Below are 25,400 nucleotides of genomic sequence, written 5' to 3'. Positions count from 1 at the left end.
ACAGGTCAGCGCCTAACTTCTGGCTACCAGCTCCTCTTCCTGGGGCACGTAGTCGGGGTGGGTTTCCTGCACCCGGCGAATAAAGATTTCGTTGATGCTGGGCACCTTCTCGCGGAACGTATGCACCTCCACGTTGGCCGGCCCAATGAGGTAGCGGAGCAGGTCGTTGGGAGTACCGTGCACAATGCGGATCCGGTCGTAGAAGTGGCCGTTTTCCCGCTCTTTGTGCTCTATCACTTCAAAATCGGGGTGCACTACTATCAGGCGGCCGCGGCCTTCTACCTCGTAGGTTTGGGTGCGGTAGGCGTCGCGCACTTCGCTTACGGGGCCATCCAGCACCTTTTTGGAGCGGTTAATCAGGGCAATATGGTCGCACATTTCCTCCACCGACTCCATACGGTGGGTGGAGAAGATAATGCTGGCGCCCCGGTCGCGCATGGCCAGAATTTCATCTTTCAGCAGGTTAGCATTAATGGGGTCGAAGCCGGAGAAAGGCTCGTCCAGAATGACCAGCGTGGGGTCGTGCACCACGGTGGCAATAAACTGCACCTTCTGCTGCATGCCTTTGGAGAGGTCCTCAATGTTCTTATCGGCCCACCCCTTAATATCGAAGCGCTCCAGCCAGCCTTTGATTTTCTGCCGGGCTTCGTCCTTCTTAATGCCTTTCAGCTGAGCCAGGTACAGAAGCTGCTCCCCTACTTTCATTTTTTTGTAGAGGCCGCGCTCCTCGGGCAAATAGCCAATCTGGCCAATGTGCGAAGGGTTCAGCCGCTCCCCGCGGAACAGGATTTCGCCGGAATCGGCGCCGGTAATCTGGGTGATGATGCGGATGAGAGAGGTTTTGCCGGCGCCATTGGGGCCCAGTAGCCCGAAGATGGAGCCTTCCGGCACTTCCAGGCTCACGCCATCGAGGGCAGTGTGGTTGGCGTACTGCTTATGTACGTCCACAACTTGTAGAATTGGTTTCACGGCAGAAAGGATCTGTAGATGATTTCGGGGACTAATGTAGGGTTTTTGCTATGTATATCACGTCAGAGGCCAACCCAATATTTTATTCTTTCAACTCATGTAGGGTAGCTTCCAGCTGGTCCAGGTACTTACCATAGCGTCGCTGTTGCCGCTGCTGGTCAAGATACAGCAAGCCGGCAATCAGCATAGCGGCAGCAAAAGTGAGCAGGATGGTTAGGCCCCAGTCCACGGTACCCTTGTGCAGGGCCTGCATGATGGAATCGTAGCGGATATAGAAGGCCGCCAGGATAATGGAGACCAGAAACAGCATACCCGCATATTTTTTATTCTTAATCAGGCTTCTTATCTGCTGAATTGTCTGCCTCAGGTGCCTATAGGTTGAGGTATCGGCCGCCTGCAACTGGGTGAGTAGCCGCCGCTTCCGGTAGGTGGTCCACGCAATAAATACCACCATCAGACCCACGCAGCCATAAAGCAGCAGCTGGGCATTCAGGCTGGCACCACTCAAATGGCGGTTAAACATATTGGATACATTCACCCAGTTCAGTATCAGGATGAACACCAGCACCCGCTGTTCTTTGCGGGCGTTGCGCAGCATTTGACTGACGAGGCTATCAGATTGATTAGCAAGCATGGTCTGGAGTTTTTGGTGTGTTAAAGTTGATTCTGAAGTGCCAGTGGGCTGCTGTTGCCACTGCCGGCGAAACGCATCGAGGTCCATCAGGCGGGTTGGGTTAAAAATTGGCGAAGCTTGTCCTGCACGCGGTGCATTTTCACGCGCACATTGTTTTGAGTGATGCCCAGGATATCGGCCATTTCCTCGTAGGTGCGCTCTTCCAGGTAAAGGAGTACAAAGGCCTTTTCTACATCGGATAGCTGCTCAATAGCCCGGTAAAGCTGCGCCAGGTCATCGGCATCGGGACCGGATTCCGGCGGCAGCGGAATGTCCGGCACGGCCGCATCCAGGCGGCTAGTGGCGGGGCTGCGCGTGCGTTGCCGTAATGCGGATATGGCTACGTTCAGGGCAATGCGGTAGAGCCAGGTGCTTACTTTCGCGCGCCCTTCAAAGCGGGGCCAAGCGCGCCAAAGCTGCAGCACTATTTCCTGGTACAGGTCCTGCTGGTCGTCGGCATCAGCCCCATACACGCGGGTTACCCGCCGCAGCAAGGGTTGGTACTGGTTTAATACAGCCAGGAAATCCGGCGAAGCATCAGCAGACATAGCGGCAGGGTTTGGCATATAGGTCGCCGCTCCGGTTTCAACATTACAACTCCGGCCAGATATTTTTTAGAATTCCACTCTCCCACTGTCATCTTCCCCCACTCTCTCCCTACAACCAGCTGTCATCCTGGGCTTTGCGAAGGACCTTCTCACCGCAGAACGATAATCGTCACAACGACTTGTGCTAGCGTGAGAAGGTCCTTCGCAAAGCTCAGGATGACAGGCATTTGGGGTTACTACAAACACAAAAAAGCCCGGCTTCCAAAACTGGAAACCGGGCTTTTCTACCGTTAGCGCACTTGCTTATTGGAAGTACTCCTTTACTTTCTCAAAGAAGCCTTTGTCGTTCTTGCCGGGGTTGGGCGTAAAGTTGCGGGAGTCGCGCAGGCGCTCCAGCAGCTCGCGCTCTTCGCCGGTTACGTTCTTCGGCGTCCAGACATTCAGATGAATGAGCTGGTCGCCGCGCCCGTAGCCGTTCAGGTCTTTGATGCCCTTGCCGCGCAGGCGCAGGATCTTGCCGGGCTGCGTGCCGGCGTCCACCTTAATTTTGACTTTGCCTTCAATGGTCGGCACTTCGATGTTAGCGCCCAGGGCAGCATCGACAAACGAAATGTACTGCTCGTACATGATGTTGTTGCCGTCGCGCCGGAGCACTTCGTGCAGCTCTTCCTCAATCTGAATGAGCAGGTCGCCGGGCACGCCGCCGCGCTCGGGGTAGTTGCCTTTGCCGCTCATGGAGAGCTGCATGCCTTCGGCTACCCCGGCGGGAATGTTAATTGGAATGATTTCCTCCTGTAGCTGGCGGCCTTCGCCGTGGCAGACGTCGCACTTGCTGGTTACTACTTTGCCCTCACCATTACAGGTGGGGCAGGTAGAGGAGCTCACCATCTGGCCCAGCATGGTATTTACCACGCGCTTTACCTGGCCCTGGCCGTGGCAGGTGCTGCAATCCTTCAGATCAGTGCCATTCTTGGCGCCAGTGCCGGAGCAGGGTGCGCAAGCTACGTAGCGCTTCACCTTAATCTTCTTTTCCACGCCGTTAGCTACCTCTTCCAGGTCCAGCTTCAGCTTAATACGCAGGTTGGAACCCTTACGTACGCGCCGGCCGCCTTGCCCGCGGCCTCCGCCACCGAAGAAGCCCTCGAAGCCGCCCCCACCGAAGATGTCGCCGAACTGGGAGAAAATGTCTTCCATGTTCGGGCCACCACCATTGCCGCCCATGCCCTGGTGGCCGAAACGGTCGTAGCGGGCCCGCTTTTGCTCATCAGACAGCACTTCGTAGGCCTCTGCGGCTTCCTTGAACTTGTCCTCGGCGGAAGGGTCATCGGGGTTTTTATCGGGGTGATATTTGATGGCCACTTTACGGTAGGCCTTCTTTATCTCGTCGCCCGCCGCGGTTTTGGCCACGCCCAACACCTCGTAATAATCTCGCTTCGTTGCCATTTTTTTGTTACTCGTCGGTCATGCCTCTCTTGGTTGGCATGACGTATCTTTTTTACTGGCCTAATACCACTTTGGCGTGCCGGATAACCTTATCGCCCAAGTAATAGCCTTTTTCAATCTCATCCACAATCTTGCCCTTCAGGTCTTCAGAAGGAGCCGGAATCTGGGTAATGGCCTCGTGCAGCTCCGGGTCAAACGCCCCGCCTTTGGCTTCCATAGAAACCAAGCCTTTTTGCTGCAGCGTCTTAGCCAGCTTGCCATGGATAATGTCGATGCTTTCGCGCACAGCGTTGGCATCATCGGTATCCTTGGTGAAGTTGCGGGCCCGGTCAAAATCATCCAACACGGGCAGCAAGGCCACCATCAGCTCTTGGTTAGCGGTTTTGAACAGGTCGGCGCGCTCTTTCGAGGTCCGGCGCTTGTAGTTTTCAAACTCCGCGGCCATGCGCAGGTATTTGTCCTTCAAATCGGCCAGCTCGGCATCAGTTTTGGAGCCTTCCTGTTTCGGGGCACCTTCCACCTCGCCCAGATCGGGGGCGTTGGGGTCTTCGGGCAGCTCGCCGGCCACATGGTCAGTGGCGGCGCCGGATGCATTTTGGTCGTTCTGCAATTCGTCGGGGTGGGGTACTTTATCGTCAGCCATTTTCGCTTGAAATCGTCGGAATGGGTTGAATCGGTTGGACATAAGCAACAGCGGCAGGCACAAGGAACCTGCCAAACGCCCAGCAGGTGTCAATTTGGCACAACAACCCCAAGATCTAATGTATTAGTTCGGACGAGGTGGCATATGGCTACTTCTCAATTTACTCCTTCATTTAACAATTACCGTGTAACACGATATTCCTCAACAATCCAAGGAGCGCTTTCTAACTTTTTATATAGATTAACAACAGCGTTATGATTGGTTAATAAGGATTCTAAAAAACCAATATGGCTTTCCAGATTAGCGCGGGCTGCCAAAAACTGGTTATCAAACAAAGACTTAGGCATATCAATAAATAGCGTTCTAAATATCAAATAAAACGCCGATAAATAAAGCCATTTAATACCCATTTTAAAGCGTTTTTCCTGCTTATTAAGGAGCAGTTTATAGGGCATTAGCAGACTATATCCTTTTCCAAAAGCCCGAATCATTCGCTTATAGTACGGCCAGTTCAAGCGAGGCTTGGTCATGTAATGCTTAAATAGTAACCGGGAGTCATAGTAGATATGACCACCGTTCAGAATAATGTTATAACAAAGTTCAACGTCTTCGCCGCCAGCAAGGTTTTTTCCCGTTCTTCCCTCAAGCACACTTTTAAATCCGGTGTTTTCTAAATCCTCAATAACCGATTTGCGGAAGGTAGACCCAGCCGTATATAAGAAACCTCTTTCCAGTGAAACCTTACTCGGATTATCTCTCCCCGCTTGTGGACCTATAGCGTAATATGCTTTAAATTGCTCAAACCAAGCAGGAGGCTGCACTTCACAAACAGCCTCGCCTTGTCCTCCTAGCGCGGCAATTTCAGCATTACTAGTCATGATGTTGTAGACATTTTCGACATAACTATCGATTAGCCAGTTGTCATCATCACAAAATAGCACGAATTCATATTTTGATTTTTGAATTCCTGATTCTCGGGCAATAGCTGTTCCTGGCCTAGGTTCAGTTATTACGTAGAGTGGAGCCGGCATCTTGTACTTCTGCCATTCTGATAAAGCAAAAGCAGCTGTATTGTCTGTTGAACCATTATCCATGATAATCACCTCCCATGGAATAGATAAGTTGCTAAACTTCTGCTTAGCAAGGTGAGCTAAGGTTTCCGGAAGTCGTGAACTGCTGTTGTAACAACATATTACAACTGATACACCCGCGTGATGGACTGCCATGTTTTTAATTTTAATCTCTCCGGGTTATTAATAAATAGCTGTAATCTCAGCTTCTAATGAAGACTGTGACTACAGCTATTTATAAGAATTCAACTTGTCAGGAAACCTGATCTATTTGGTCCACAAATCCCAAGGGAAAGCATTCAGAAGTTTAGTGTGGTCAAATTCCACAATGGGGGCCTGCCCTCCCATTTCCAATGCCTGCTCTACGGAAGTAGCAAACTCTATTTCACCGCGACCAGTACCCGACATGTAGTCATTGTACTTGAACAAATCCTGGTTATTTGAAATACGCAGATACCGTGAAGGAATCCCATAAGCTTCAGCAACTATAATACCGTGCAGCGAGCTGGAGATTACAAAATCTGCTTCCAGAATCTGAGAAATGATTTTGTTCCAGCTACCCATTGGCGAAATTACGTTCTGTACTTTCTGCTGTGCCAGCATCTTCTCCTCTGTGTGGTGAGGAATTACTGCATACTTCCGCTTGCTTTCGCGCTTAAACTTAGTGGGGAAAATATACGGCAGCAACAAAGCAGGGTCGCCATATACTTCAGGCACCTGAATACCACGCGCACGCAGATATTCCGCCGATAAGCGGCCTCGCACGGCACGAACATCTAAACGCTTGAACGTGTGATCCTCCGGCTTATAGCAACCATTCACCCCCGAACCCCAGATGGTCTCATCATCTTTTGCCAACTGCATAATGGAGCCGATAGCAAACATCTTGTGCGCGTGGGGCGTCTCTTCTTCCAGTGAGAACTCGCGCTGGGACAGAATGCGAGCCACAATCATCTTGGAAAGATGGTCACCAAAATTCTGCGCCAACGTATGTTGCGGACGCCAGTAGTATAAATCAATATGGTTGTAATCCAGAATTATATCACGGGTGTGTGGAAATTCATCGTACGGGGTAAAGCCAGCTACTTTCTGTAGTTTTCTAAAAACTCGTTTCTTGAGATTATTAGCAGAAGCTTGAGCCATGAGTTGTTTTTTGCAAAGAGATGGTGAATTAGGGTTAACCCCCAATCAGATTGAAACTGAGCCGTAAAGATAGGTGGTTTAGCACTTACTCCAATTATGGCCGCCTTGCACCACGATTACTAACAAAAGCGTTTCGCTACCTATCAGGAATACTGTCGCTCTAGGCGTGCAGCTCCTGCCAGATCATGTCCTTCAGTTGCTGGATGTTCTTATTCGTCAGGCTGGAGATGAAAATGGTGGGAATGTCCGTGGGCAGCGTGGCCTTGATTTCAGCCTCCAGCTCCTCATCCAGCATATCGGCCTTGGTAATGGCCAGCATGCGGCGCTTGTCCAGCAACTCGGGGTTAAACTGCTCCAGCTCGCTGAGCAGCACCTGGTACTCGGCCGCTATATCCGGCGAGTCGCAGGAAATCATGAACAGCAGAATGGCGTTGCGCTCAATGTGGCGCAGGAAACGGTGGCCCAGTCCTCTACCCTCGGCCGCGCCTTCAATAATGCCCGGAATATCGGCCATCACGAAGGATTTGTAGTCGCGGTACGCTACCACGCCCAGGTTAGGTGTGAGGGTAGTAAAGGCGTAGTCGGCAATTTTGGGCTTGGCCGCCGATACCACGGAGAGCAAAGTGCTTTTGCCCGCGTTGGGGAAACCCACCAGACCCACATCGGCCAGCAGCTTCAACTCCAGAATTACCCACTCGTCAATACCCGGCTCGCCGGGCTGGGCGTATTGCGGGGCTTGGTTGGTGGCGGATTTGAAGTGGTCGTTGCCGAGGCCCCCGCGGCCGCCGGGCGTCAGTATCAGGCGCTGGCCGTCTTCCGTAATTTCCAGCTTCTTCTCACCGGTTTCCGCGTCGCGGGCAATGGTACCCAGCGGCACCTGAATGATGATATCTTCCCCCTGCTTGCCGGAGCGTAGGTTTTCGCCGCCGCCTTCGCCCGCCTGGGCAATGAGGTGTTTCTGATACTGCAGGTGCAACAGCGTCCAGAGCTGGGAGTTGCCCTCCAGAATGATGTGGCCGCCGCGGCCGCCGTCGCCGCCATCGGGGCCGCCGTTGGGCAGGCCTTTGGCGCGGAAAAAGTGGTGCGAGCCGGCCCCACCCTTACCCGAGCGGCAATTGATTTTAACGTAATCGATGAAGTTATTAGAAGCCACTTTCGGGAATTAAGAATCAGGAATGAGAAATTAAGAATTGGAGGGTTCCAAATTCCGCTCTCCTAATGAGTTGTCTGAAAAACGGCTGTCATCCTGAGCATAGCGAAGGACCTTATCTCCTGGGAACGATTCGTAGCAACGACAGTCGTTCTAACGGGATAAGGTCCTTCGCTATGCTCAGGATGACAGATGGTGCTGCCACTACCCAAGCGGGTAGCAGGCGCAAAGTTACGCTTTTACTTCGTCGGTTGCTTGACGGCTGCTTTCCGGCGTAGCGGGCTGGTTCTGATCAATGATGCCGCAGATCTGCCCGAAGATATCTTCGATGGCGCCAATGCCGTTAAGGGCGTGGAATTTATTCTGTTGGGCGTAGTAGCCGGCCACCTGGGCAGTTTCAGTATTGTATACCGTTACGCGCTTGCGGATTTTCTCCTCGTTCTGGTCGTCGGGGCGGCCGGAGGTTTTGCCGCGCTCCAGCAGGCGCTTTACCAGCTCCTCTTCAGCTACCTCCAGCGCTACCATGCACGATACCTTGGTGCTGTGCTGGGCCAGCAGCTCATCCAGACTTTGAGCCTGGGGCACGGTGCGCGGGAAACCATCAAAAATAAAGCCGGCAGCCTGTTTGTTGGCCTGCAGCGCGCTGTCAATCATGCCAATCACCACTTCATCGGGCACCAGCAGGCCTTCGTCCATCAGCCGTTTGGCGCGCAGGCCCAGCTCGGTGCCCTGGGTAATCTGGGCCCGGAGCAGGTCGCCGGTGGAGAGGTGCACCAGGTTGTAGCGGGCAATCAGCTTTTGGCTTTGGGTTCCTTTACCGGCACCGGGAGGGCCGAACAGCACGATATTTAGCATAGAGCGGAGTGTTTCGCGAAGGAGAAATGCGGGAGGTTGGGAAAGATACTGAATCAGGGGCAAAAAGCCCGGTACGACAACCGGCAGTTTTAGGCTATCCTTTTCTATCAGACGGCCTTATAAACATCGGGGTAGTTACGCCCTAACCCATCATAATCAAGACCATAGCCCACAATGAAATCGTTAGGAATGCTCAGGCCCACGTAGCGGATCTGCAACTCATGGCGCAGGCACTCGGGCTTCATGAAGAGCGTAGCTACTTCCAGGGAGGCCGGCTCCTGCTTATTAAACTGCTCCAGGAGCAGCTGCATGGTATTGCCGGTATCTACAATATCTTCCAGTAGCACTACGTGACGGTCTTTCACTTCTTCCCGCAGGCCCAGCACCTGCTGGATATGGCCCGTGCTGCCGGTACCTTCATAAGAAGCCACCCGGATGAAGGTGATTTCGCAGGGAATGGTGATTCCCTTGAGAAGATCGGCCGCAAACATGAACGAGCCATTGAGCACCGCCACAAAAAGCGGCTGCCGGTTAGCATACTCCTCGTTCAGGCGTTGGGCCAGCAGCCGGATAGCCGTCGAAAGCTCATTTGCCGACAAATACGGCGAAAACTCCTTGTCGTGCAATGAAATAGTGGACAGCGGCATTCGGCGCGGGGTTGGTTCTGGGGGCGTAAGCGTGGTCAAAGGTAGCAGAAAAAAAACAGCCCCTCCGCGCCGGAGGGGCTGTTTCATCAGACAATCTTCACAAGGTTAGCGGCTTTCGCGCAGCATCATGAAGACAGCTTTAGCCGCGGCGGGCGCTATATCAGCATATTGCACCTTGGGCTTGGAGAGGCTTTCCAGGGTTTGCTCCGAGGGCGCTGGCATCGCCACGCCACGCTGCGGTACCGCATCGGGCGCCGCAATGTGGGGCGCAATTACCAGCGACACAATGGACATTAGCTTAATCAGGATATTCATGGACGGACCGGAGGTGTCTTTGAATGGGTCGCCGACGGTGTCGCCCGTAACGGAGGCTTTGTGGGCGTCGGAGCCTTTGTAATGCATGGTCCCGTCAATCATCACCCCTTTTTCAAACGACTTCTTGGCGTTGTCCCAGGCGCCACCGGCGTTGCTCTGGAACATGGCCATCAGTACGCCGCTCACGGTTACGCCGGCCAGCAAACCACCCAGCACTTTGGGCCCAAACAGGAACCCCACGATGATGGGGGTAATAAGGGCAATGGCACCGGGCAGGATCATTTCCCGAATAGCGGCCTGCGTGGAAATAGCCACGCACTTCTCGTACTCTGGCCGGCCAGTACCTTCCATAATACCGGGAATTTCGCGGAACTGCCGCCGAACTTCCTGCACCATAGCCATAGCGGCCCGGCCTACCGCCGAAATAGCCAGGGCGGAGAAGATAAATGGAATCATGGCGCCCACGAACAGGCCCGCCAGCACATCGGCGTTGCTGATATCGATAGTATCAATGTTGGCGGTGCCCATGAAGGCGGCAAACAGAGCCAGGGAAGTAAGGGCAGCCGAGGCAATGGCGAAGCCTTTGCCGGTGGCGGCGGTGGTGTTGCCTACGGCATCCAGAATATCCGTCCGCTCGCGCACTTCTTTGGGCAGCTCGCTCATTTCGGCAATACCACCGGCGTTGTCGGCAATGGGGCCAAAGGCATCAATAGCCAGCTGCATGGCCGTGGTGGCCATCATGCCGGCCGCGGCAATGGCAACGCCGTAGAGGCCGGCAAACTTAAAGCTGAGCACAATACCGGCGGCCAGTACCAGAATGGGCAGCACCGTTGACTCCATACCCACTGCCAGTCCGCCAATAACGGTGGTAGCGTGGCCCGTGCTGCTTTGTTGCACAATGCTCATCACGGGGCGCTTGCCCATGGCCGTGTAGTACTCCGTGATAATGCTCATCAGCGTACCCACTACCAAACCTACCAGCACCGCGTAGAAAATATCCATGGCATTAAACGTAATGCCCCGAATCAGGAAGTCGCCGGAAGGCATAATCCACTTAATCAGAAAGTAAGAAGCTACTGCCGAAACCAGGACTGATACATAGTTGCCGAGGTTGAGGGCAGCCTGCACGTTGCCACCTTCTTTCACGCGCACCATCAGAATACCGATGAGGGAGGCAATGATGCCCATGCCGGCAATAGCCATCGGCAGGAAGATGGGCGAAAGGCCATCGAACTGGTCGCCGGTAGCAATTACCTCGCGGCCCAGCACCATGGTAGCCAGAATGGTGGCTACGTACGAGCCGAACAGGTCGGCGCCCATGCCGGCTACGTCGCCCACGTTGTCGCCCACGTTATCGGCAATGGTAGCGGGGTTGCGGGGGTCGTCTTCCGGAATACCAGCTTCCACTTTTCCGACAAGGTCGGCGCCTACGTCGGCGGCTTTGGTGTAGATGCCGCCACCCACGCGGGCAAACAAAGCAATGCTCTCGGCACCCAGGGAGAAACCGGTGAGTACTTCCAACGCCTTTTCCATCTCAACGCCGTTGGCGCCGCCCTTGCCAACCACAAACATCTGGTAGAAAACGATGAACAGCGACCCCAGGCCCAGCACGGCCAGTCCGGCTACGCCCATGCCCATTACAGAGCCGCCGGAGAAGGAAACCTTCAGCGCCTGCGAGAGGCTGGTGCGCGCGGCCTGCGCCGTCCGAACGTTAGCCTTGGTGGCAATCTTCATCCCGATAAACCCTGCCAGAGCGGAGAAAACGGCACCAATAATGAAGGCTATGACAATGACAGGGCTGGATTTCTCACCGGTTGAGCCCAGGTAAAAAAGAAATGCGCTGGCAATCAACCCAAATAAGACTAAAACACGGTACTCGGCTTTCAGAAACGCAATAGCGCCATCGGCAATGTAGCCGGCAATGGTGCGCATTCGTTCGTCGCCGGGGTCCTGCCGCGTCACCCAGCCGGAGCGCAGCCACGTGTACAAAAGGGCCAGTATGCCCAGCCCGGGCACTACGTAAAGAAATGGGGTCATAAAGCGGTGGTAAGAGAGTTGGTGTTAGGTTGGATGAGAACAGACAAAGGGCTGGTAAAATAGAGGTTATTCGCTAAACCTCAATTTTATCAGCCCTTTGTAAGGAGTTTATCCAGAGGACTTTTTGATTTGATACTGTCCTCGGTCTACACTTTCTACAACTCCCGCATCAGTACCTGATACAAAGCCAGCATACTCTCAATATCCCGCTTATCCACTATTTCATGCGGGGTGTGCACATTATCTTCCGGGGCGCCTACAAAGCACCAGTCCCAAGGTTGGGCACCGTGCTGCAGCTCTTTGGCATCGGAACCCCCACTGCCCTCCACCTCCAGCTGGTGCGCAATGCCGGCCTTGCGGGCAATTTCCCGAATGCGGTTTACGTAGGAACGACGAGGTATCAGGGAATCACGCAGGGAAATAACGACTCCTTTGCCGGGCTGCACGCCTTCCGTTACCCAGGTGATATCCGAGATAAGCGCCTGACGCACCCCAAAACGCGCATAAATATAGTTGGCTAAATACGCCACGGAGCCTCCCCCATGCTCCTCCCAGCAGCTGAACACGATAATGCCATCCGCCAGCGTTTCCGCTAGCCGCAAAGCATTCCATACCCCTAATCGGTTATCGAGGTAGCAGCTCTGTACGCTGGTTTCCGTTTCCCGGAAGTCGCACTGAAAGGTTAGTTCCGTGCCTCGCTCAATCTCCCGGGTGAACTCATAACTCAGTGCGCCCGTTTCTTCCTCAATGGAAAGCGTACAGGAAATTGCACCGTGCCGGTCCTGGCCTACGAGTTGGTATCCATCCTCGGCTACTGGCCCACCAATACGGACCAATTCCCGGCCATAACGCACAGTGAAGCCAATAGAATCGATGTGGGCAAAAACGGCAGTGCGGGGCTTACCAAAAATCAAAATAATACAATCTTGAAATTCTTCTCCCACCACCACTTCCGGTTGCACCCTCCAAGTGCCTTTGTGCTGGTTTATGTAGTTTTGCAGAAACTGCGACAAAGCCGCCTCGTTTCCGGATGGCGCCGGAATCCGGCATAAGGTGTTTAACAGGTGCATACGAATATCTACTTTGTCCAAATCTAGTTTAATTGCCCTACTTTCGTCTTTTCACCGCAGCTCTGTCTAACATAAGGTGCGCCGATTTTTGGTCGTATCCCAGGCTCGTTACCATGCTTAAACTGCGTTTTATCCTGTCTATCCTTTGCCTGCTTCCGTTCTGGAGTCAGGCACAGCAGCCCGATACAGCTCGCTCAACTGATACTATCCGCAATATTGAGTTGGCGAACGTAGACATAGCACCGGGAGCCGTGGATACGAAAGGATGGCTCCTCCTCGACCGGGATATTCAGCTGGAACTGGATGGCGCAGTAGAGAACCTCTACAACTTCAAGTTTGACCGGGCTGAGAAGCAATTCCGCTCCCTGCGGCGGCGCTATCCCAAACACCCCATGCCCTATTTCCTGCTGGGTCTGAGCACATGGTGGAAAATTGTGCCGACTAATGTGCAGACCAAGCAGTACGACAAACTCTTCTTCGCTTATATGGATACGGCCGTGGTGTACGGCGAGAAGCTATATGAACAGGACAACAAGAACTACGAAGCTTGTTTTTTCTTAGCTGCAGCCTACGGGTTTAGTGGTCGGTTACACGCTGAAAGAGGAAACTGGCCCAAGGCTACCATCAGCGCCAAGCGGGCGTTGAAGTATGTTGAAATTAGTAATGAGGCAAATGGCCTGAGCCCGGAGTTTCTGTTTGGGCAGGCTTTATTCAATTATTACTCCGTCTGGATTCCGGACCACTACCCCATCTTAAAGCCGGTGCTGCTGCTGTTCCCCAAAGGAAATCAGCAGCTAGGACTGCAACAACTGCGCAATGTTTCGGAGAATGGCTTTTACACCGGCACCGAGGCCAGGTTCTTCCTGATGCGTATCCTCAACAATGAGGAAAACAACCCTGCCACGGCAATGCCCGTGGCGCGCTACCTGGCCTCCACTTACCCCGACAATGGCTATTTCCAGCGTTTCTACGCACTGCTGTGCTATAACGAAGGGGAATTCCGGGAGTGTGAGCGGGTAAGCCGAGAAATACTCGACAAAATCAACCGGGGAATGCCCGGCTACGAAGGAATTAGCGGCAGATATGCCACCTATTTCCTGGGCTGGATGATGCAGAACAAGTATAAGGACTTGGCTAAAGCAAAGGACTATTACCAGCGCTGCATTGTATTTGCTGAGAGCACCGGGGATACGGATGGTGGCTTCTACCTCTATGCAAACCTTAACCTAGCCCGTATGGCTGTTAAGGAAAAGGATACGCCGGCTGCTAAACGATATTATGATATTGTAAAGGAGAAGTCCGAGCATAAATCGGAGCAATATCGGGAAGCAAAGGAGTATCTTAAGAAGCATAAGAAGTAGGGCAGTATGGAATTAAAGGATCTTTTTTTAACACCTATTTATTTAGGGATATTCTATGCTATTGCTTATGCGGTGCGCCCTCGGTTTACGAATATTTATACCAAGAAGTATTTTATTCCGGCACTGACTGTAAAATTCATTGGAGCTATTGGACTGGGTGTTATCTATCAGTTTTATTATGGAGGAGGTGACACTTTCAACTACTTCAGGCATGTAAAGATAATTCATGAGGCCTTCAACAAATCTTACGAAATAGGAATTAAGCTATTAACACATAGTTCATCAGCCGATATTTCGATCTATACAAATAGACTATACTGGTATGATTCATCAACTGAATATTTTGTAATTCAGGTAGCAAGTTTTTTTTCACTGCTATGCTTTAACACCTACACTGTTATAGCTCTCTTTTTCGCTATTATAAGCTTCACTGGCATGTGGGCAATGTATATTACATTTTCCAATTTATATCCAGGAATATACAATAAATTCTCTCTACCGGTTTTCTTTTTACCCTCTGTATTCTTCTGGGGCTCAGGCTTAATGAAAGATTCATTATGTATTGGTGCACTAGGATGGATATTCTATTCCATTAGTCATTTATTTATTAGAAAAAACAGATTAATAAGCTCCTCATTATTTGGCGCTATAGGAATATACGTTTTAATGTCCACTAAATTATATATTTTACTTTCTTTTGCTCCTGCGGCATTATTTTGGATTTTCATAGAAAACAATAAAAGAATCAAGTCTACTGCACTTAGAATTGCTTTAAAACCGCTTTTCATCATTGCGGGTGCAATTGCAGCGTACCTAATTGCAATTAATATTACTGCTGGCGATGAAAGATTCGATGTAGACAAAATCGGACAAAGAACAAAAATAACAAAAGATTATCTTAGCACTTATGTATCAAGTGGCTCCGCTTATGATATAGGAACACTGGATGGATCTTTGGGATCTATTCTAAAAGTATCACCCCAAGCTGTTTTCATATCTTTATTTCGACCCTTTATTTTTGAAGCAAGGAATCCTGTAATGTTTTTATCTTCTTTAGAGGCTTTACTATTTTTATTTTTAACCATAAATTTATTTTACAAAACGGGTCTTTTAAAAGGATTTAGATTAATAATTAGCGAACCAGTTATTTTATTTTGCTTTTTATTTTCAATTATTTTTTCCATTGGCGTTGGTACTACCAGTGGAAACTTTGGCACCTTGGTAAGGTATAAAATTCCTTTAATGCCTTTTTATCTAAGCGCATTATACATCATGCAATATAAATCCAGAGGAATTCTAAAAAAAAATTAGAATAATATAACAATACTCAGCTACCGTTTATCTAACGCTTCCTCCATAGCTTTATTTGACTCTATAGGAGATTCGAAAACGGGATAGTTGCTGTTGCATGTCATACAATAAGCCTCCGAATGCAAGCTTATTCTCTGAATTGGCATCAGTACGCGGCGCTGTCGCGGCTGCCTTGGTTCGAGTCGAACATGTTGGGTACCGGTTGCTATTGCAAAGCCCCGTGTCAGGCACTCAGTCAAAAGCCTACGTCGAGCGTGTTGCTCAACGCCCAACTTAGCACGAAGCACGAATGCTAGTTGAGCACTGCACCAGGTAGATGAAGCCACGGGCCATCAGCACATAGGTGATGTCTGTGCTATAGACCTCATTGGGCGCTGTCAGTACCCACTCGCACAGTAGACAGGCTAGCGCGTAATGCCTTGAACGGGCACACTCAGGCGTGGTTTGGAATAGATACGCTCTTGACCCATGAGCTGCACGAGGTGGCGCAGCCCTGCTGGCGCAGATGGTGGCGCAGGCCGAGCAAGCCCTTAAAATTATGGTGCGTTAATCCCTCGTCCAGCCGGCCGCCCATAGGCTCTAGGTTCAGCGCATGTTCGCCTCGCGGTTGGTATTAGTAGCTGCTACGGGCCAGCCCTGGAGCCTAGCAACGAGCCTGTACGAAGGTTTCGCTACCAGCTTTCACTAGGGCGTGTAGCTGAGCCAAGGGCATAGCGACAGTGTTTTTTAACAGCTGATTTTCCATTTACAGCCACTCGAAAGCCGCGTAAAGCAGTTCTACCTTAGGAGCACAGCACGGCCACCGCTTCGATGAAGACCTGCGCCGCTTGCTGGCGCAAGTGCAGCTTGCAGCAACTTATTAGCACGACGGATAAACCGATAGAAGAAGGCCCGTTTGGCCAGTGGGTACCGCTCCGTCATGGCGGCCATGCCACCTCTGCATTGAACTCAGCAGTGAAGCGGCGACAGGCGCGATTTGGGGTCATAGCATTAACTAAGACAGCCACCAAAAACTGGCTAACTATTATAGATTACTACAGGCTGTCCCATCCCCCAATTTAGCACACGAGTCCATAATAGCCTATAGGATAAAGTTTGTGTGGCTGGTTCCCTTCAACTGCTCAAGACGATATAGCTCCGACTTAACCAGTTCACCATATGTTCTTTCGTTGAAATGCGGGCCTTATTGGTTCCCATATCTCAGTAGGTTTCTGTAATGAAAGCGCCTACAACCACTTGGCGCAGGTCAAAAATGCTTTGGGCAAAAGGAAACTCTGCCTTTTATATTGCACCTATCACAAAATTTTAAGATACAGCAGGGTTCTGGTTCTTATACTTTACCATGATGCAGATTCTTTGAGGGACTTCAGCCGTTAATAAACTTTACTTTGTATCTTTGCGCTATAAATTTATAAGTTATTTTTGACATTTTAGATTCAAAAAATAACTTATAATATAAATTTTTAAAGAAGGAGAAAGATGAAAATAGGATCCGGGGTTATAAAAAATTCATTTAGCAGCATACTTTTTTATTTAAGCCCAAGACAAAAAACTATAGCTATAGCCTTATTTATTTTATTATTCATATCTTCTTTACTTGATGCATTCAGTCTTGCTGCACTAATTCCTGTATTATTGGTTTCAGCGGAACCACAAGGGGTTTTTAAAAACAAAGTAACTAATTATGTCTTTCATGCTTTAAATTTTTCTAGTGAAAAATCATTTATTTTATTCATGATCTTGTCATTGTTGGCTTTTTTTATAATAAAAAATATATTTTCAACATGGGTTTTATATCTACAAGCTCGCTTTACTTCCAATGTCGGCATGTCTGTAGTTAGAAGTCAACTAAATAAATACATTAATTTACCACTTCTATATTTTAACAATTTAGGCTCTGCAAAGTTTTTTTATAGCACTTTACAGACAACATACTACTTTGTAAACAGCATCATGAGGCCTCTATTAGCCTTACTATCAGAAATAATGATTACTATAATTATCATTACGGGCATTATGATATACAACCCCACCTTATTTATAACTATGATAGCAGTAATGGGCCCAACTGCATGGTTAACATATACAATGCTCCGCAAAAGAGCACAACATATAGGCTCTCAGACAAACACAAGTAGGCCTATAACTATTGGATTATTGAATAATATGTTTAATGGCTTTATAGAATTAAAGTTAGCTCATAAGCAAGAGCAGCTTAGAGATGATTTACTCTCAAATCAAGATAAAATACACAAACTGGAAGCTGAATCATATGTTTATTCTCTGTTACCGCTCAAAATAATTGAAATGGTAGCTATTTTAGGACTAATCACTATATTTTCTTATTCTGTTTTTATATCGAAATCTCCTCAATCATCTATGACCTTATTAGGTTTATTTGCTGGTGCAGCATATAGATTGATGCCTTCTATTAACCGGATATTAACTTCATTAGTCACAATAAAGCAATACCAGACTACGATTGAAGATTTACAACTGTACCGTGGCCATGAATACGATGCTTCTATCCCAAAGAAGCAGTTACCGCTTTATTTCGAAAATCAAATTTCATTGGAAGGCCTTACCTTCTCTTTCCCAGGGACTGACTCTAAAGTTGTTGATAATATTAATTTAACCATAAAAAAGGGGGAAATCGTAGGATTTATTGGCACGTCTGGATCAGGAAAAACAACGCTAATGAATATCCTACTTCGCTTTTATAATGAAAAATCAGGAAATATAAGAGTTGATGACCAAGTTCTAACACCCCAGCATATTGTCTCCTGGCATAAAATCATAGGCTATGTTAAACAGGACACCTTTTTAATGGAATCCTCTATTAAAGAAAATATCACTCTATTTGAGCAAGAAGTGGATGAAGAAAGGTTGAATGATGCCATAACTAAAGCATCCTTAGCAGACTTTGTAAAATCCCTACCTGATGGAGTTGATACGCTTATTGGGGAGAGGGGCTCGAAATTATCAGGAGGGCAGCGCCAACGAATAGGTATTGCCAGAGCACTTTATAAGCGCTCTGAAATATTGATTATGGATGAGGCAACAAGTGCCCTTGATAATGACACTGAAAAAGAAGTAAATGAGGCAATCCACAATCTTGCCAATACTAATATTACCATTTTGATTGTAGCACACCGCCTGACAACCCTCCGTGACTGCAACTATATAATAGAGTTGAGCAATGGTCATGTTGTAGCCAAATATGATTATGATACTTTGATACAAGAGAAATTATTTAATTAATCTTTTTTATCAGAAACATGACACCAAAAGTTTCCGTTTTACTTCCTGTTTATAATGTATCTCCCTTTATCCATGATACTATTAAAAGCCTGTTAAATCAGTCCTTTTCTGATTTTGAGATTATCGTCATCGATGATTTATCTACTGATAACACTGTAGATATCATTAAATCCATTATTGACAACAGAATAAAATTAATTATAAATAAGAAGAATTTAGGACGTGCTGGGAGCGACATGGTTGGCTTGCAACACGTTCAGGGGAAATATATAGCAAAAATGGATGGAGACGACATATGCCGTCCAGACAGGCTGTCCTTACAAGTTAATTTTTTGGACAGTCATCCAGAAATCAATATTGTGGGGAGTTGGATGCAAAATTTTGGAGCAAGCACTTTTTGCAACCGGTATCCAGAACATCCAGAAGACACACAGGTTCTCACTTTATTCACTCTACCTACGGGCAACCCATCCGTAATGATGCGCAGCTCCCTTTTTAGAGAGGAAGGCATGTATTATGACGTCTCCCTACGCCAGACTGAAGACTATGATTTCTTTGTCCGCTATATAAAAGAAATTAAGTTGCATAATATCCAAGACAGTCTTATCAAATATAGGGTTCCAGAGGAAAAGCAAAAATTATCTATACTCAGTGAACGTTCATCTGTATCGGATGACGTACGTAGTGCTTTTTTAAAATCTTGGAACTTTCCAGCAGATAACAAAGCATTATATATCTTTAACTTAGTTTCTATGCTAAACAAACCACTGAACAACCTCACACATTCTGACGTGGAACAGTGGCTAATTAGTATTATATTTCACAATTCCGTATTCCCCATTTTTCATCCACAGGCTCTCAAGCGAGGAATAAGCCAACGTTGGTTTGAGTTTTGCTATAATTATCCGTTACCTTTTGCTCGAAATTGGTCGATTTATAAAAAAAGCACTCTATCAAAATATAATTCACTAACTTTTTTTCAAAAAGTTAAATTTATAACTAATTCTTTAATTAAGTATATCAAGTAATGCTATTAATTGATTTACTCACTTCACAATCATCTACACATGAAAGCTTACGTTGTTAGTTTGAAAAGAGCGGAAGACCGCCGCACTTATATTACCAAGCACTTACAATCATTAGGTATTGATTTTGAAATCATTGATGCTGTAGACTACAAAGAATTAGGACCAATTGGTTTGGCTAATCTGAGTGATACTGAAGCTGTAAGCAAGAATCCTTGTTTAACTCAAGGTGCTCTTGCTTGTGCACTTTCGCACAAGAAAATTAATGAGTTAATCGCAGATAGGAATGACAAATATGCTCTTGTTTTAGAAGATGATGCAGCGCTTCCAAATAATATACAGACTATATTACGCAATATTGAACATAGTATACAGTCTGACGAAGTTATTTCTCTTTCCTATTATGGCCACTTCGAGAACTGCACATACCTCAGCAAGCGTAATGCTATTAAAGTAGGGAATGATGCTACCTTATTTTATCCTATTGATCTGCACACCATAGCTTCTAGTATGGCTTATGTTATTACTAAATCTGCAGCTAAAAAGATGAGTGAAAGAATTGTCCCTGTATCAGTTACAGCAGACCAATGGGGCGTTTTCTTCGAAAGAGGTGCATTTTCTTCTTTTCGCTGCTACTATCCAGCGAATGTCATTCCATATCCTTTTCTTAGCACACTTAATTATTCAGAGACGGCCTCGTTCAAAAGTAAGGTGGCACAGTTTGTTAAACAGTATAACATCCCTATACTTTCCTCCTTGATTCACTTTAAATATAATAAGATGATTCAGGAAAAACATACAATTAAGATAGTGGATCAGCAGCCTTATTTTGCAAAATAAGGCTGCTGATCCACTATCTTAATTGTATGTTTTTCAATAAAGCATTATACAGCTTACCCAGTTTTTGGTAAGTGGCTTCCCCACTGAACTTATTCCGCACATAACTTCGGCCTGCTATTGACATGTCTTGACGAAGCTGAATGTCGGAGCCAAGTTGTAAAATAGCTGTTACCATAGCTGATACATTACGGTTTGGCACTAACAAGCCCGACTTTCCAGACTCAAATAGTTCAGCAGGCCCTCCACAGTCTGAGGCAATAAGGGGCGTGCCGAAGTATAAGGCATCTAGACAGGTAAGAGAAAACGATTCTGATTCGGAGAAATTCAGGACTATGTCAGCTTGTTTGATGGCGGCTTCCACATCTTGAACAAAGCTTCCGAATGTTACTATATCCTTCAAATCAGCTTTGTCCACAGCTGATTCCAACTGCCGACGGTATTCCCGATTTTTTTCCAAGCCCATGTCTCCACCAGCAAAGTGCAGACGTAACGATGGTTGCTGAAAAAAGGCTTTTTTAAACGCCTCTACAGCATAGTTCTGCCCCTTTCCCGGAATGTAGTTTCCTAAAAACAGGAGGCGAACAGTCCCATCAGGTCGAGGAGATAAATCAGTGGGGGGATACTTCTCCCCTTCGGGAATGGGGTCGTATACTACATGTATATGAGGCAATGGTTGGAAATACGAGTATACTGCCTGCGAAACGCATATTACACGTTGGGCCAGATGTTCTGCTACCCAACGCCATGTTTTAGCCAAAGGCTGCATCTGTGTGTGTGGCAAAAAACGCACATGCGTTACGAGAGGAAGTCCAGTGAGTAGCCGGGCTATGAGGCCAGCCAGGTTATAGAAGTCGTTCATGTGTAGCACACGGGCCTGCTCCCGGCGCGCCAGCGCAGCTAGCCGCCATCCGTTAAGCAGTAGCATGGGCACATACAGTAAAAGGCTACGCACTCGTTTGCTGATTTCAACGAACGGCAACTCATGTACCCTGTAGCCTGCGTCTTCTAACACATGGCGGCCGCTGCTGCCGCTGGGAAGCACGTATACAAACTCGTAACGGTGACGTAGTTGATCGGTAGCATTCCCTATAGCCTTTAGGGCACCCGTTACGGCCGTTGAGTTATCGACAATGAGGATGATGGGCTTGGCAGAAGACTGAATCATTTTTGTGCCAGTACGTCGTCGAGCAGGTTTACCCACTGACTGAATATTTTTTCGCGGCTAAAATCCTGCATTCGCTGGCTGGCCAAGCATCCTAGCCGCTGCCGCTCTGTTGCATCACCCAGCAACTGGTAAATTGTTTCCGTCCAAACCCGCTGATCAGCAGGCAATGTAGCCGGCTGGTTTAGCATGGGCATTAACACACCAAATTCTGCCATTTCTGCAGCTCTAATGCCTATGCGAGGCGTTGACGTGCTGGGCGCCAGAATTTCACGTGGGCCCGTGGGACAATCCGTAGTTACGGCAGGTACCCCACAAATCATGGCTTCGCCCAGAGCCATTGGGAACCCTTCCCACGCGGATGGAAACACGAACAAAGAAGCCGGACGAATGTATTTAAACGGATTCTGCTGAAGACCCATGAAGTACACGTCGTACTCAGGCGTGAGTGTATCCTGATTCCAGGCTTCGTACACATGCAACCCCAACTCGCGGGCATGGCGGGTCAGATCATTCCGCAGTTCCCCATCGCCCACAAAAACCAGCTTGGCCGGCCGGCGCTTAAGCAGGGCGGCAAACGAATCTAGCAAGGGTGCTTGGTTTTTCTGGATAGTGAGACGGCCGGAGGTGACCAGAACTGGAGCTGCTCCATACACCATCTGCTCCTCAGCAGACAGGGGTTCTTTAGATTTCGCTTCAATTTGACTTACCTCAAAGAAGTTGTTGATGGTGACCAACTTCTGCGGATTGACGCCAAAACCTTCTATCAGTTCCGGATTGATGTCGCGGCTCACCGTAACAATTTTGTCAGCGCGGTTATATAGGCCGGGCATCAGTACTTTTTTTCGTAACCAACCCACTATGCCGTTAATGTTGCCATCGTGCAGTTTAGAGCCGTGGATGCACAGCACTACTTTCTCAGAGCCCTTGCTAAGCAGATTCACGTAATCGGCTCCTTCCAAGTGACTTACGCATACTTTCGTATGCAAACGTTGCTTTAGACGGCGTAGTCGCCCGATGCGACGACCAAAGTTTCTTATTTTTTCAACTGCACTTCCTCCTCCACTCACTTCCAGACTTACCATGTCGTTGCCGCTGGGATACGTATTTCCGCCTTCCAGGTTAAACACTGCTTCTGTCACCTTATAGTGCTTAGCCAATTCCACGCTGTGGTCATGAAAAACCCGCTGTGCACCACCAAAACCAAGATTCGGAATCAGTAGTAGTACATTCTTTTCTAAATCGGAAGAACTCATAAATAGGGTCTGTTCTGGATAAGCGAAGAGGAAGTGAATCGGCAAGAGAGCAGGAGCATTTCAGAAATGGGTAGTTGCCTTATGCTGACTGGTCGAACCATGGCTGTTGCTTCGTTCAGAAAATCTCAAACGAAACAACAGCCATGGTTCGACCAGCGCCTTGCATCAAAATGCCTTGATACCGTCTTAAAGTCTATCGAAACATAACTGAAAGACGGGCATACCTATTTTGCTTTTACCAAGAGGTAACATGTTGTTTGAAGTGCTCCAGAGTGCGACGCAGACCTTCCGCGCGGTCAACCTTAGGTTCCCAGCCCAGTATTTCTTTAGCCTTTGTAATGTCTGGTCGGCGCTTCAAAGGGTCATTTTCGGGCAGTGGGCGGTAATCAGGCTTAAACTCTACTCCGGTAAGACGAGCAATTTCTTCGCCAAACTCCTTGATAGTGATTTCAGAGGGATTACCAATATTTACGGGCAGATGATAGTCGCTCAGCAATAGGCGGTAGATGCCTTCCACTAGGTCATCTACATAGCAGAAGGAACGCGTCTGTGAACCATCTCCAAATACCGTAAGTGCCTCACCGCGCAACGCCTGTGACAAGAACGCCGGCAATACACGGCCGTCATCCAGACGCATCCGGGGGCCATATGTATTGAAAATGCGGATAATGCGGGTTTCTAGGCCATGATGGTTGTGGTAGGCCATTGTAATAGCCTCTTGGAAACGCTTGGCCTCATCGTAGCAGCCACGCGGCCCTACGGGGTTTACGTTACCGTAATACTCTTCCACCTGAGGGTGTACTTCTGGGTCGCCATACACTTCTGAGGTACTGGCAATAAGTACCCGCGCGCCTTTTACCCGGGCCAAGCCCAGCAGATTGTGCGTACCAAGTGAGCCGACTTTCAGAGTCTGAATCGGAATCTTGAGGTAATCAATGGGAGAAGCAGGCGAGGCAAAATGCAGGATGTAATCCAATTTCCCGGGCACGAATACAAACTTCGACACATCGGCGTGATGGAACTCAAAATCCTCCTTGCCAAACAGGTGCTCAATGTTTTTAAGGTCGCCAGTGATGAGGTTATCCATGGCAATAACATGGTAACCCTCCGCTAAAAATCGGTCGCATAGGTGCGAGCCTAAGAAGCCTGCTCCGCCTGTAATCAGGATACGTTTCTTTTCAGACATGCTTTTAGTTATTTATTTGGGCTGTTAGCCTTCAATTCTGTTGCCAGATCTTCGCTTTACCTGACAGCTAACAACGCTAAGCGGCCGGCTCTTTGTGATTAGTACGGATTCCGATGCAGTGATAGGCAAAGCCTATCTTTTCCATTTCCTGAGGCTCGTAAATGTTGCGGCCGTCAAAGACCACCTTGTCCTTTAATAAACGGCCCACAACCTCAAAATCAGGAGAGCGGAACTCCGGCCATTCAGTAACAATTAGTAGGGCGTCGGCATCAATAACAGCTTCATACTGATCCTTGGCATAGGTAATGGTGTCGCCCAGGGTATGTTTGGCTTCTTCCATAGCAACCGGGTCGTAAGCCGTTACAGTGCATCCTTCGGCCAGCAGCTTATCAATGATAACTAGGGAGGGCGCCTCACGCATATCATCGGTTTTGGGCTTGAATGAGAGGCCCCAGATGGCAATCTTCTTGCCTTTTAGGGCGCCGTCAAAGTGCTTCACTACTTTGTCGAACAGCACTTCTTTCTGGGCTTCATTCACGCTTTCTACCGCCTTCAGCACCTGCATCTCATAGCCATTCTCGGCGGCCGTTTTGATAAGGGCCTTTACATCTTTGGGGAAGCAGGAGCCACCATAGCCGATGCCGGGGTAGATGAACTTGGTACCAATACGCGCATCAGAGCCAATGCCTTTGCGCACCATGTTCACATCGGCACCCATGATTTCACACAGGTTGGCAATATCGTTCATAAACGAAATTTTGGTCGCCAGCATCGAGTTGGCAGCATATTTCGTCATCTCGGCCGATGGAATATCCATGAAGATGATGGGATGGCCGTTGAGCAGGAAAGGCTTGTAGAGTTTGTTCATCACCTCTTCAGCCCGCTCTGATGATACGCCTACCACGATACGGTCGGGCTTCAGGAAGTCATCAATAGCAGCACCTTCCTTCAGAAACTCGGGGTTAGAAGCTACGTCGAAATCGATATCAACGCCACGCTTTTCCAGGGCCCGCTCAATTTCTTTGCGCACTTTGGCTGCTGTGCCTACCGGAACCGTACTTTTGGTCACAATAACGCCATAGTCCGTCATGTGCTCACCAATGCCACGAGCTACGGCCAGAACATATTTCAGATCAGCGGAGCCATCTTCGCCGGGAGGCGTGCCGACAGCAATAAATGCAACGTCGCAATCTTTAATAGCCTCACCAAGATTGGTAGAGAAATGCAGTCGGTCAGCTGCCACATTGCGCGACACCATTTCCTCCAGGCCTGGCTCGTAAATGGGCAGGATACCGTTGTGTAGGTTATCTATTTTCTTCTGGTCGATATCGATACAGGTTACATCAATGCCGACTTCAGCAAAGCATGTTCCCGTTACAAGGCCTACATATCCGGTACCTACTACTGCTATTTTCATATCGCCTTTATGCGTTTG

At 48.6% G+C, this 25,400-nt stretch carries 21 protein-coding genes; 5 read left to right on the top strand and 16 right to left on the bottom strand.

Annotated features, from left to right (window positions below):
- Window positions 1-12: 12 nt before the first annotated feature.
- The 12 genes from PK28_RS05855 to PK28_RS05800 all read right to left on the bottom strand — a co-directional run bounded on the left by PK28_RS05855 (window position 13) and on the right by PK28_RS05800 (window position 12,563).
- Window positions 13-969, bottom strand: coding sequence for an ABC transporter ATP-binding protein (locus PK28_RS05855; protein WP_044512353.1), 957 nt, complete (start codon window positions 967-969; stop codon window positions 13-15).
- An 82-nt stretch (window positions 970-1,051) separates the two neighbouring features.
- Window positions 1,052-1,603: a hypothetical protein gene (locus tag PK28_RS05850; RefSeq protein ID WP_156126261.1), complete on the bottom strand. Its 552-nt coding sequence runs from the start codon at window positions 1,601-1,603 to the stop codon at window positions 1,052-1,054.
- 86 nt (window positions 1,604-1,689) lie between these two features.
- Window positions 1,690-2,190: an RNA polymerase sigma factor gene (locus PK28_RS05845; RefSeq protein WP_044512348.1), complete on the bottom strand. Its 501-nt coding sequence runs from the start codon at window positions 2,188-2,190 to the stop codon at window positions 1,690-1,692.
- Window positions 2,191-2,493: 303 nt separating this feature from the next.
- Window positions 2,494-3,633, bottom strand: coding sequence for a molecular chaperone DnaJ (gene dnaJ, locus PK28_RS05840; protein ID WP_044512346.1), 1,140 nt, complete (start codon window positions 3,631-3,633; stop codon window positions 2,494-2,496).
- A 52-nt stretch (window positions 3,634-3,685) separates the two neighbouring features.
- The gene (locus PK28_RS05835; protein ID WP_044512344.1) at window positions 3,686-4,276 is read right to left on the bottom strand and encodes a nucleotide exchange factor GrpE; all 591 of its coding nucleotides are present in this window, start codon (window positions 4,274-4,276) and stop codon (window positions 3,686-3,688) included.
- A gap of 179 nt (window positions 4,277-4,455) precedes the next feature.
- Complete coding sequence (locus tag PK28_RS05830; protein WP_071885047.1) at window positions 4,456-5,502, bottom strand: glycosyltransferase; 1,047 nt, start codon at window positions 5,500-5,502, stop codon at window positions 4,456-4,458.
- Window positions 5,503-5,613: 111 nt separating this feature from the next.
- Entirely contained in the window at window positions 5,614-6,489 is an 876-nt protein-coding gene (locus PK28_RS05825) for a polysaccharide pyruvyl transferase family protein (RefSeq protein ID WP_082016979.1), read from the bottom strand.
- Window positions 6,490-6,649: 160 nt separating this feature from the next.
- Window positions 6,650-7,642, bottom strand: coding sequence for a GTPase ObgE (obgE, locus tag PK28_RS05820; protein WP_044512339.1), 993 nt, complete (start codon window positions 7,640-7,642; stop codon window positions 6,650-6,652).
- Window positions 7,643-7,870: 228 nt separating this feature from the next.
- Window positions 7,871-8,494 (bottom strand): adenylate kinase, encoded by a 624-nt coding sequence (locus PK28_RS05815; RefSeq protein ID WP_044512335.1) that lies wholly within the window; start codon window positions 8,492-8,494, stop codon window positions 7,871-7,873.
- Between the two features lie 107 nt (window positions 8,495-8,601).
- The gene (gene hpt / locus PK28_RS05810) at window positions 8,602-9,141 is read right to left on the bottom strand and encodes a hypoxanthine phosphoribosyltransferase (RefSeq protein ID WP_082016978.1); all 540 of its coding nucleotides are present in this window, start codon (window positions 9,139-9,141) and stop codon (window positions 8,602-8,604) included.
- 105 nt (window positions 9,142-9,246) lie between these two features.
- The gene (locus tag PK28_RS05805; RefSeq protein ID WP_044512331.1) at window positions 9,247-11,493 is read right to left on the bottom strand and encodes a sodium-translocating pyrophosphatase; all 2,247 of its coding nucleotides are present in this window, start codon (window positions 11,491-11,493) and stop codon (window positions 9,247-9,249) included.
- A gap of 155 nt (window positions 11,494-11,648) precedes the next feature.
- A complete protein-coding gene (locus PK28_RS05800) occupies window positions 11,649-12,563 on the bottom strand; it encodes a M20/M25/M40 family metallo-hydrolase (RefSeq protein WP_044516370.1) in 915 nt (304 codons plus the stop codon).
- A 113-nt stretch (window positions 12,564-12,676) separates the two neighbouring features.
- Here PK28_RS05800 and PK28_RS05795 point away from each other — a divergent pair, with 113 nt between their 5' ends.
- The 5 genes from PK28_RS05795 to PK28_RS05775 all read left to right on the top strand — a co-directional run bounded on the left by PK28_RS05795 (window position 12,677) and on the right by PK28_RS05775 (window position 20,361).
- Entirely contained in the window at window positions 12,677-13,924 is a 1,248-nt protein-coding gene (locus tag PK28_RS05795; protein ID WP_044512329.1) for a tetratricopeptide repeat protein, read from the top strand.
- A gap of 6 nt (window positions 13,925-13,930) precedes the next feature.
- Window positions 13,931-15,235, top strand: a complete 1,305-nt coding sequence (locus PK28_RS20355) for a hypothetical protein (protein WP_071885046.1) — start codon at window positions 13,931-13,933, stop codon at window positions 15,233-15,235.
- Between the two features lie 1,479 nt (window positions 15,236-16,714).
- Window positions 16,715-18,496, top strand: a complete 1,782-nt coding sequence (locus PK28_RS05785) for an ABC transporter ATP-binding protein (RefSeq protein ID WP_082016977.1) — start codon at window positions 16,715-16,717, stop codon at window positions 18,494-18,496.
- 17 nt (window positions 18,497-18,513) lie between these two features.
- Window positions 18,514-19,524, top strand: coding sequence for a glycosyltransferase family 2 protein (locus PK28_RS18890; RefSeq protein WP_048825644.1), 1,011 nt, complete (start codon window positions 18,514-18,516; stop codon window positions 19,522-19,524).
- A 39-nt stretch (window positions 19,525-19,563) separates the two neighbouring features.
- The gene (locus PK28_RS05775) at window positions 19,564-20,361 is read left to right on the top strand and encodes a glycosyltransferase family 25 protein (protein ID WP_044512322.1); all 798 of its coding nucleotides are present in this window, start codon (window positions 19,564-19,566) and stop codon (window positions 20,359-20,361) included.
- A gap of 13 nt (window positions 20,362-20,374) precedes the next feature.
- On the opposite strand, the gene PK28_RS05770 is transcribed toward PK28_RS05775, so the two are convergent.
- From PK28_RS05770 to PK28_RS05755, 4 genes are all read right to left on the bottom strand, one after another.
- Window positions 20,375-21,526 carry a glycosyltransferase family 4 protein gene (locus tag PK28_RS05770; RefSeq protein ID WP_044512320.1) on the bottom strand — a complete coding sequence of 384 codons (1,152 nt, stop codon included), beginning with the start codon at window positions 21,524-21,526 and terminating at the stop codon, window positions 20,375-20,377.
- On the bottom strand, window positions 21,523-22,779 hold the full coding sequence (locus PK28_RS05765) for a glycosyltransferase (RefSeq protein ID WP_156126260.1): 1,257 nt from the start codon (window positions 22,777-22,779) through the stop codon (window positions 21,523-21,525). The genes PK28_RS05770 and PK28_RS05765 overlap by 4 nt, the downstream gene beginning before the upstream one ends.
- Window positions 22,780-23,014: 235 nt before the next feature.
- The gene (locus PK28_RS05760) at window positions 23,015-23,965 is read right to left on the bottom strand and encodes a UDP-glucuronic acid decarboxylase family protein (RefSeq protein ID WP_044512316.1); all 951 of its coding nucleotides are present in this window, start codon (window positions 23,963-23,965) and stop codon (window positions 23,015-23,017) included.
- 76 nt (window positions 23,966-24,041) lie between these two features.
- Window positions 24,042-25,382 carry a UDP-glucose dehydrogenase family protein gene (locus PK28_RS05755; RefSeq protein WP_044512314.1) on the bottom strand — a complete coding sequence of 447 codons (1,341 nt, stop codon included), beginning with the start codon at window positions 25,380-25,382 and terminating at the stop codon, window positions 24,042-24,044.
- Window positions 25,383-25,400: the final 18 nt, after the last annotated feature.

The sequence above is a fragment of the Hymenobacter sp. DG25B genome (assembly GCF_000801315.1).
In the GTDB taxonomy this organism is placed as follows: Bacteria; Bacteroidota; Bacteroidia; order Cytophagales; family Hymenobacteraceae; genus Hymenobacter.
Note: the sequence above shows the minus strand (reverse complement) of the source record. Positions and strands in the feature narration are given on the sequence as shown.

Coding starts and splice junctions, on each gene's coding strand:
- PK28_RS05775 (WP_044512322.1), top strand. CDS start 19,564: ATGAAAGCTTACGTTGTTAGTTTGAAAAGAGCGGAAGACCGCCGCACT.
- dnaJ (WP_044512346.1), bottom strand. CDS start 3,633: ATGGCAACGAAGCGAGATTATTACGAGGTGTTGGGCGTGGCCAAAACC.
- PK28_RS05845 (WP_044512348.1), bottom strand. CDS start 2,190: ATGTCTGCTGATGCTTCGCCGGATTTCCTGGCTGTATTAAACCAGTAC.
- PK28_RS05825 (WP_082016979.1), bottom strand. CDS start 6,489: ATGGCTCAAGCTTCTGCTAATAATCTCAAGAAACGAGTTTTTAGAAAA.
- PK28_RS20355 (WP_071885046.1), top strand. CDS start 13,931: ATGGAATTAAAGGATCTTTTTTTAACACCTATTTATTTAGGGATATTC.
- hpt (WP_082016978.1), bottom strand. CDS start 9,141: ATGCCGCTGTCCACTATTTCATTGCACGACAAGGAGTTTTCGCCGTAT.
- PK28_RS05755 (WP_044512314.1), bottom strand. CDS start 25,382: ATGAAAATAGCAGTAGTAGGTACCGGATATGTAGGCCTTGTAACGGGA.
- PK28_RS05835 (WP_044512344.1), bottom strand. CDS start 4,276: ATGGCTGACGATAAAGTACCCCACCCCGACGAATTGCAGAACGACCAA.
- PK28_RS05765 (WP_156126260.1), bottom strand. CDS start 22,779: ATGAGTTCTTCCGATTTAGAAAAGAATGTACTACTACTGATTCCGAAT.
- PK28_RS05800 (WP_044516370.1), bottom strand. CDS start 12,563: ATGCACCTGTTAAACACCTTATGCCGGATTCCGGCGCCATCCGGAAAC.
- PK28_RS05850 (WP_156126261.1), bottom strand. CDS start 1,603: ATGCTTGCTAATCAATCTGATAGCCTCGTCAGTCAAATGCTGCGCAAC.
- PK28_RS05770 (WP_044512320.1), bottom strand. CDS start 21,526: ATGATTCAGTCTTCTGCCAAGCCCATCATCCTCATTGTCGATAACTCA.
- PK28_RS05805 (WP_044512331.1), bottom strand. CDS start 11,493: ATGACCCCATTTCTTTACGTAGTGCCCGGGCTGGGCATACTGGCCCTT.
- PK28_RS18890 (WP_048825644.1), top strand. CDS start 18,514: ATGACACCAAAAGTTTCCGTTTTACTTCCTGTTTATAATGTATCTCCC.
- PK28_RS05795 (WP_044512329.1), top strand. CDS start 12,677: ATGCTTAAACTGCGTTTTATCCTGTCTATCCTTTGCCTGCTTCCGTTC.
- PK28_RS05785 (WP_082016977.1), top strand. CDS start 16,715: ATGAAAATAGGATCCGGGGTTATAAAAAATTCATTTAGCAGCATACTT.
- PK28_RS05815 (WP_044512335.1), bottom strand. CDS start 8,494: ATGCTAAATATCGTGCTGTTCGGCCCTCCCGGTGCCGGTAAAGGAACC.
- PK28_RS05830 (WP_071885047.1), bottom strand. CDS start 5,502: ATGGCAGTCCATCACGCGGGTGTATCAGTTGTAATATGTTGTTACAAC.
- PK28_RS05760 (WP_044512316.1), bottom strand. CDS start 23,965: ATGTCTGAAAAGAAACGTATCCTGATTACAGGCGGAGCAGGCTTCTTA.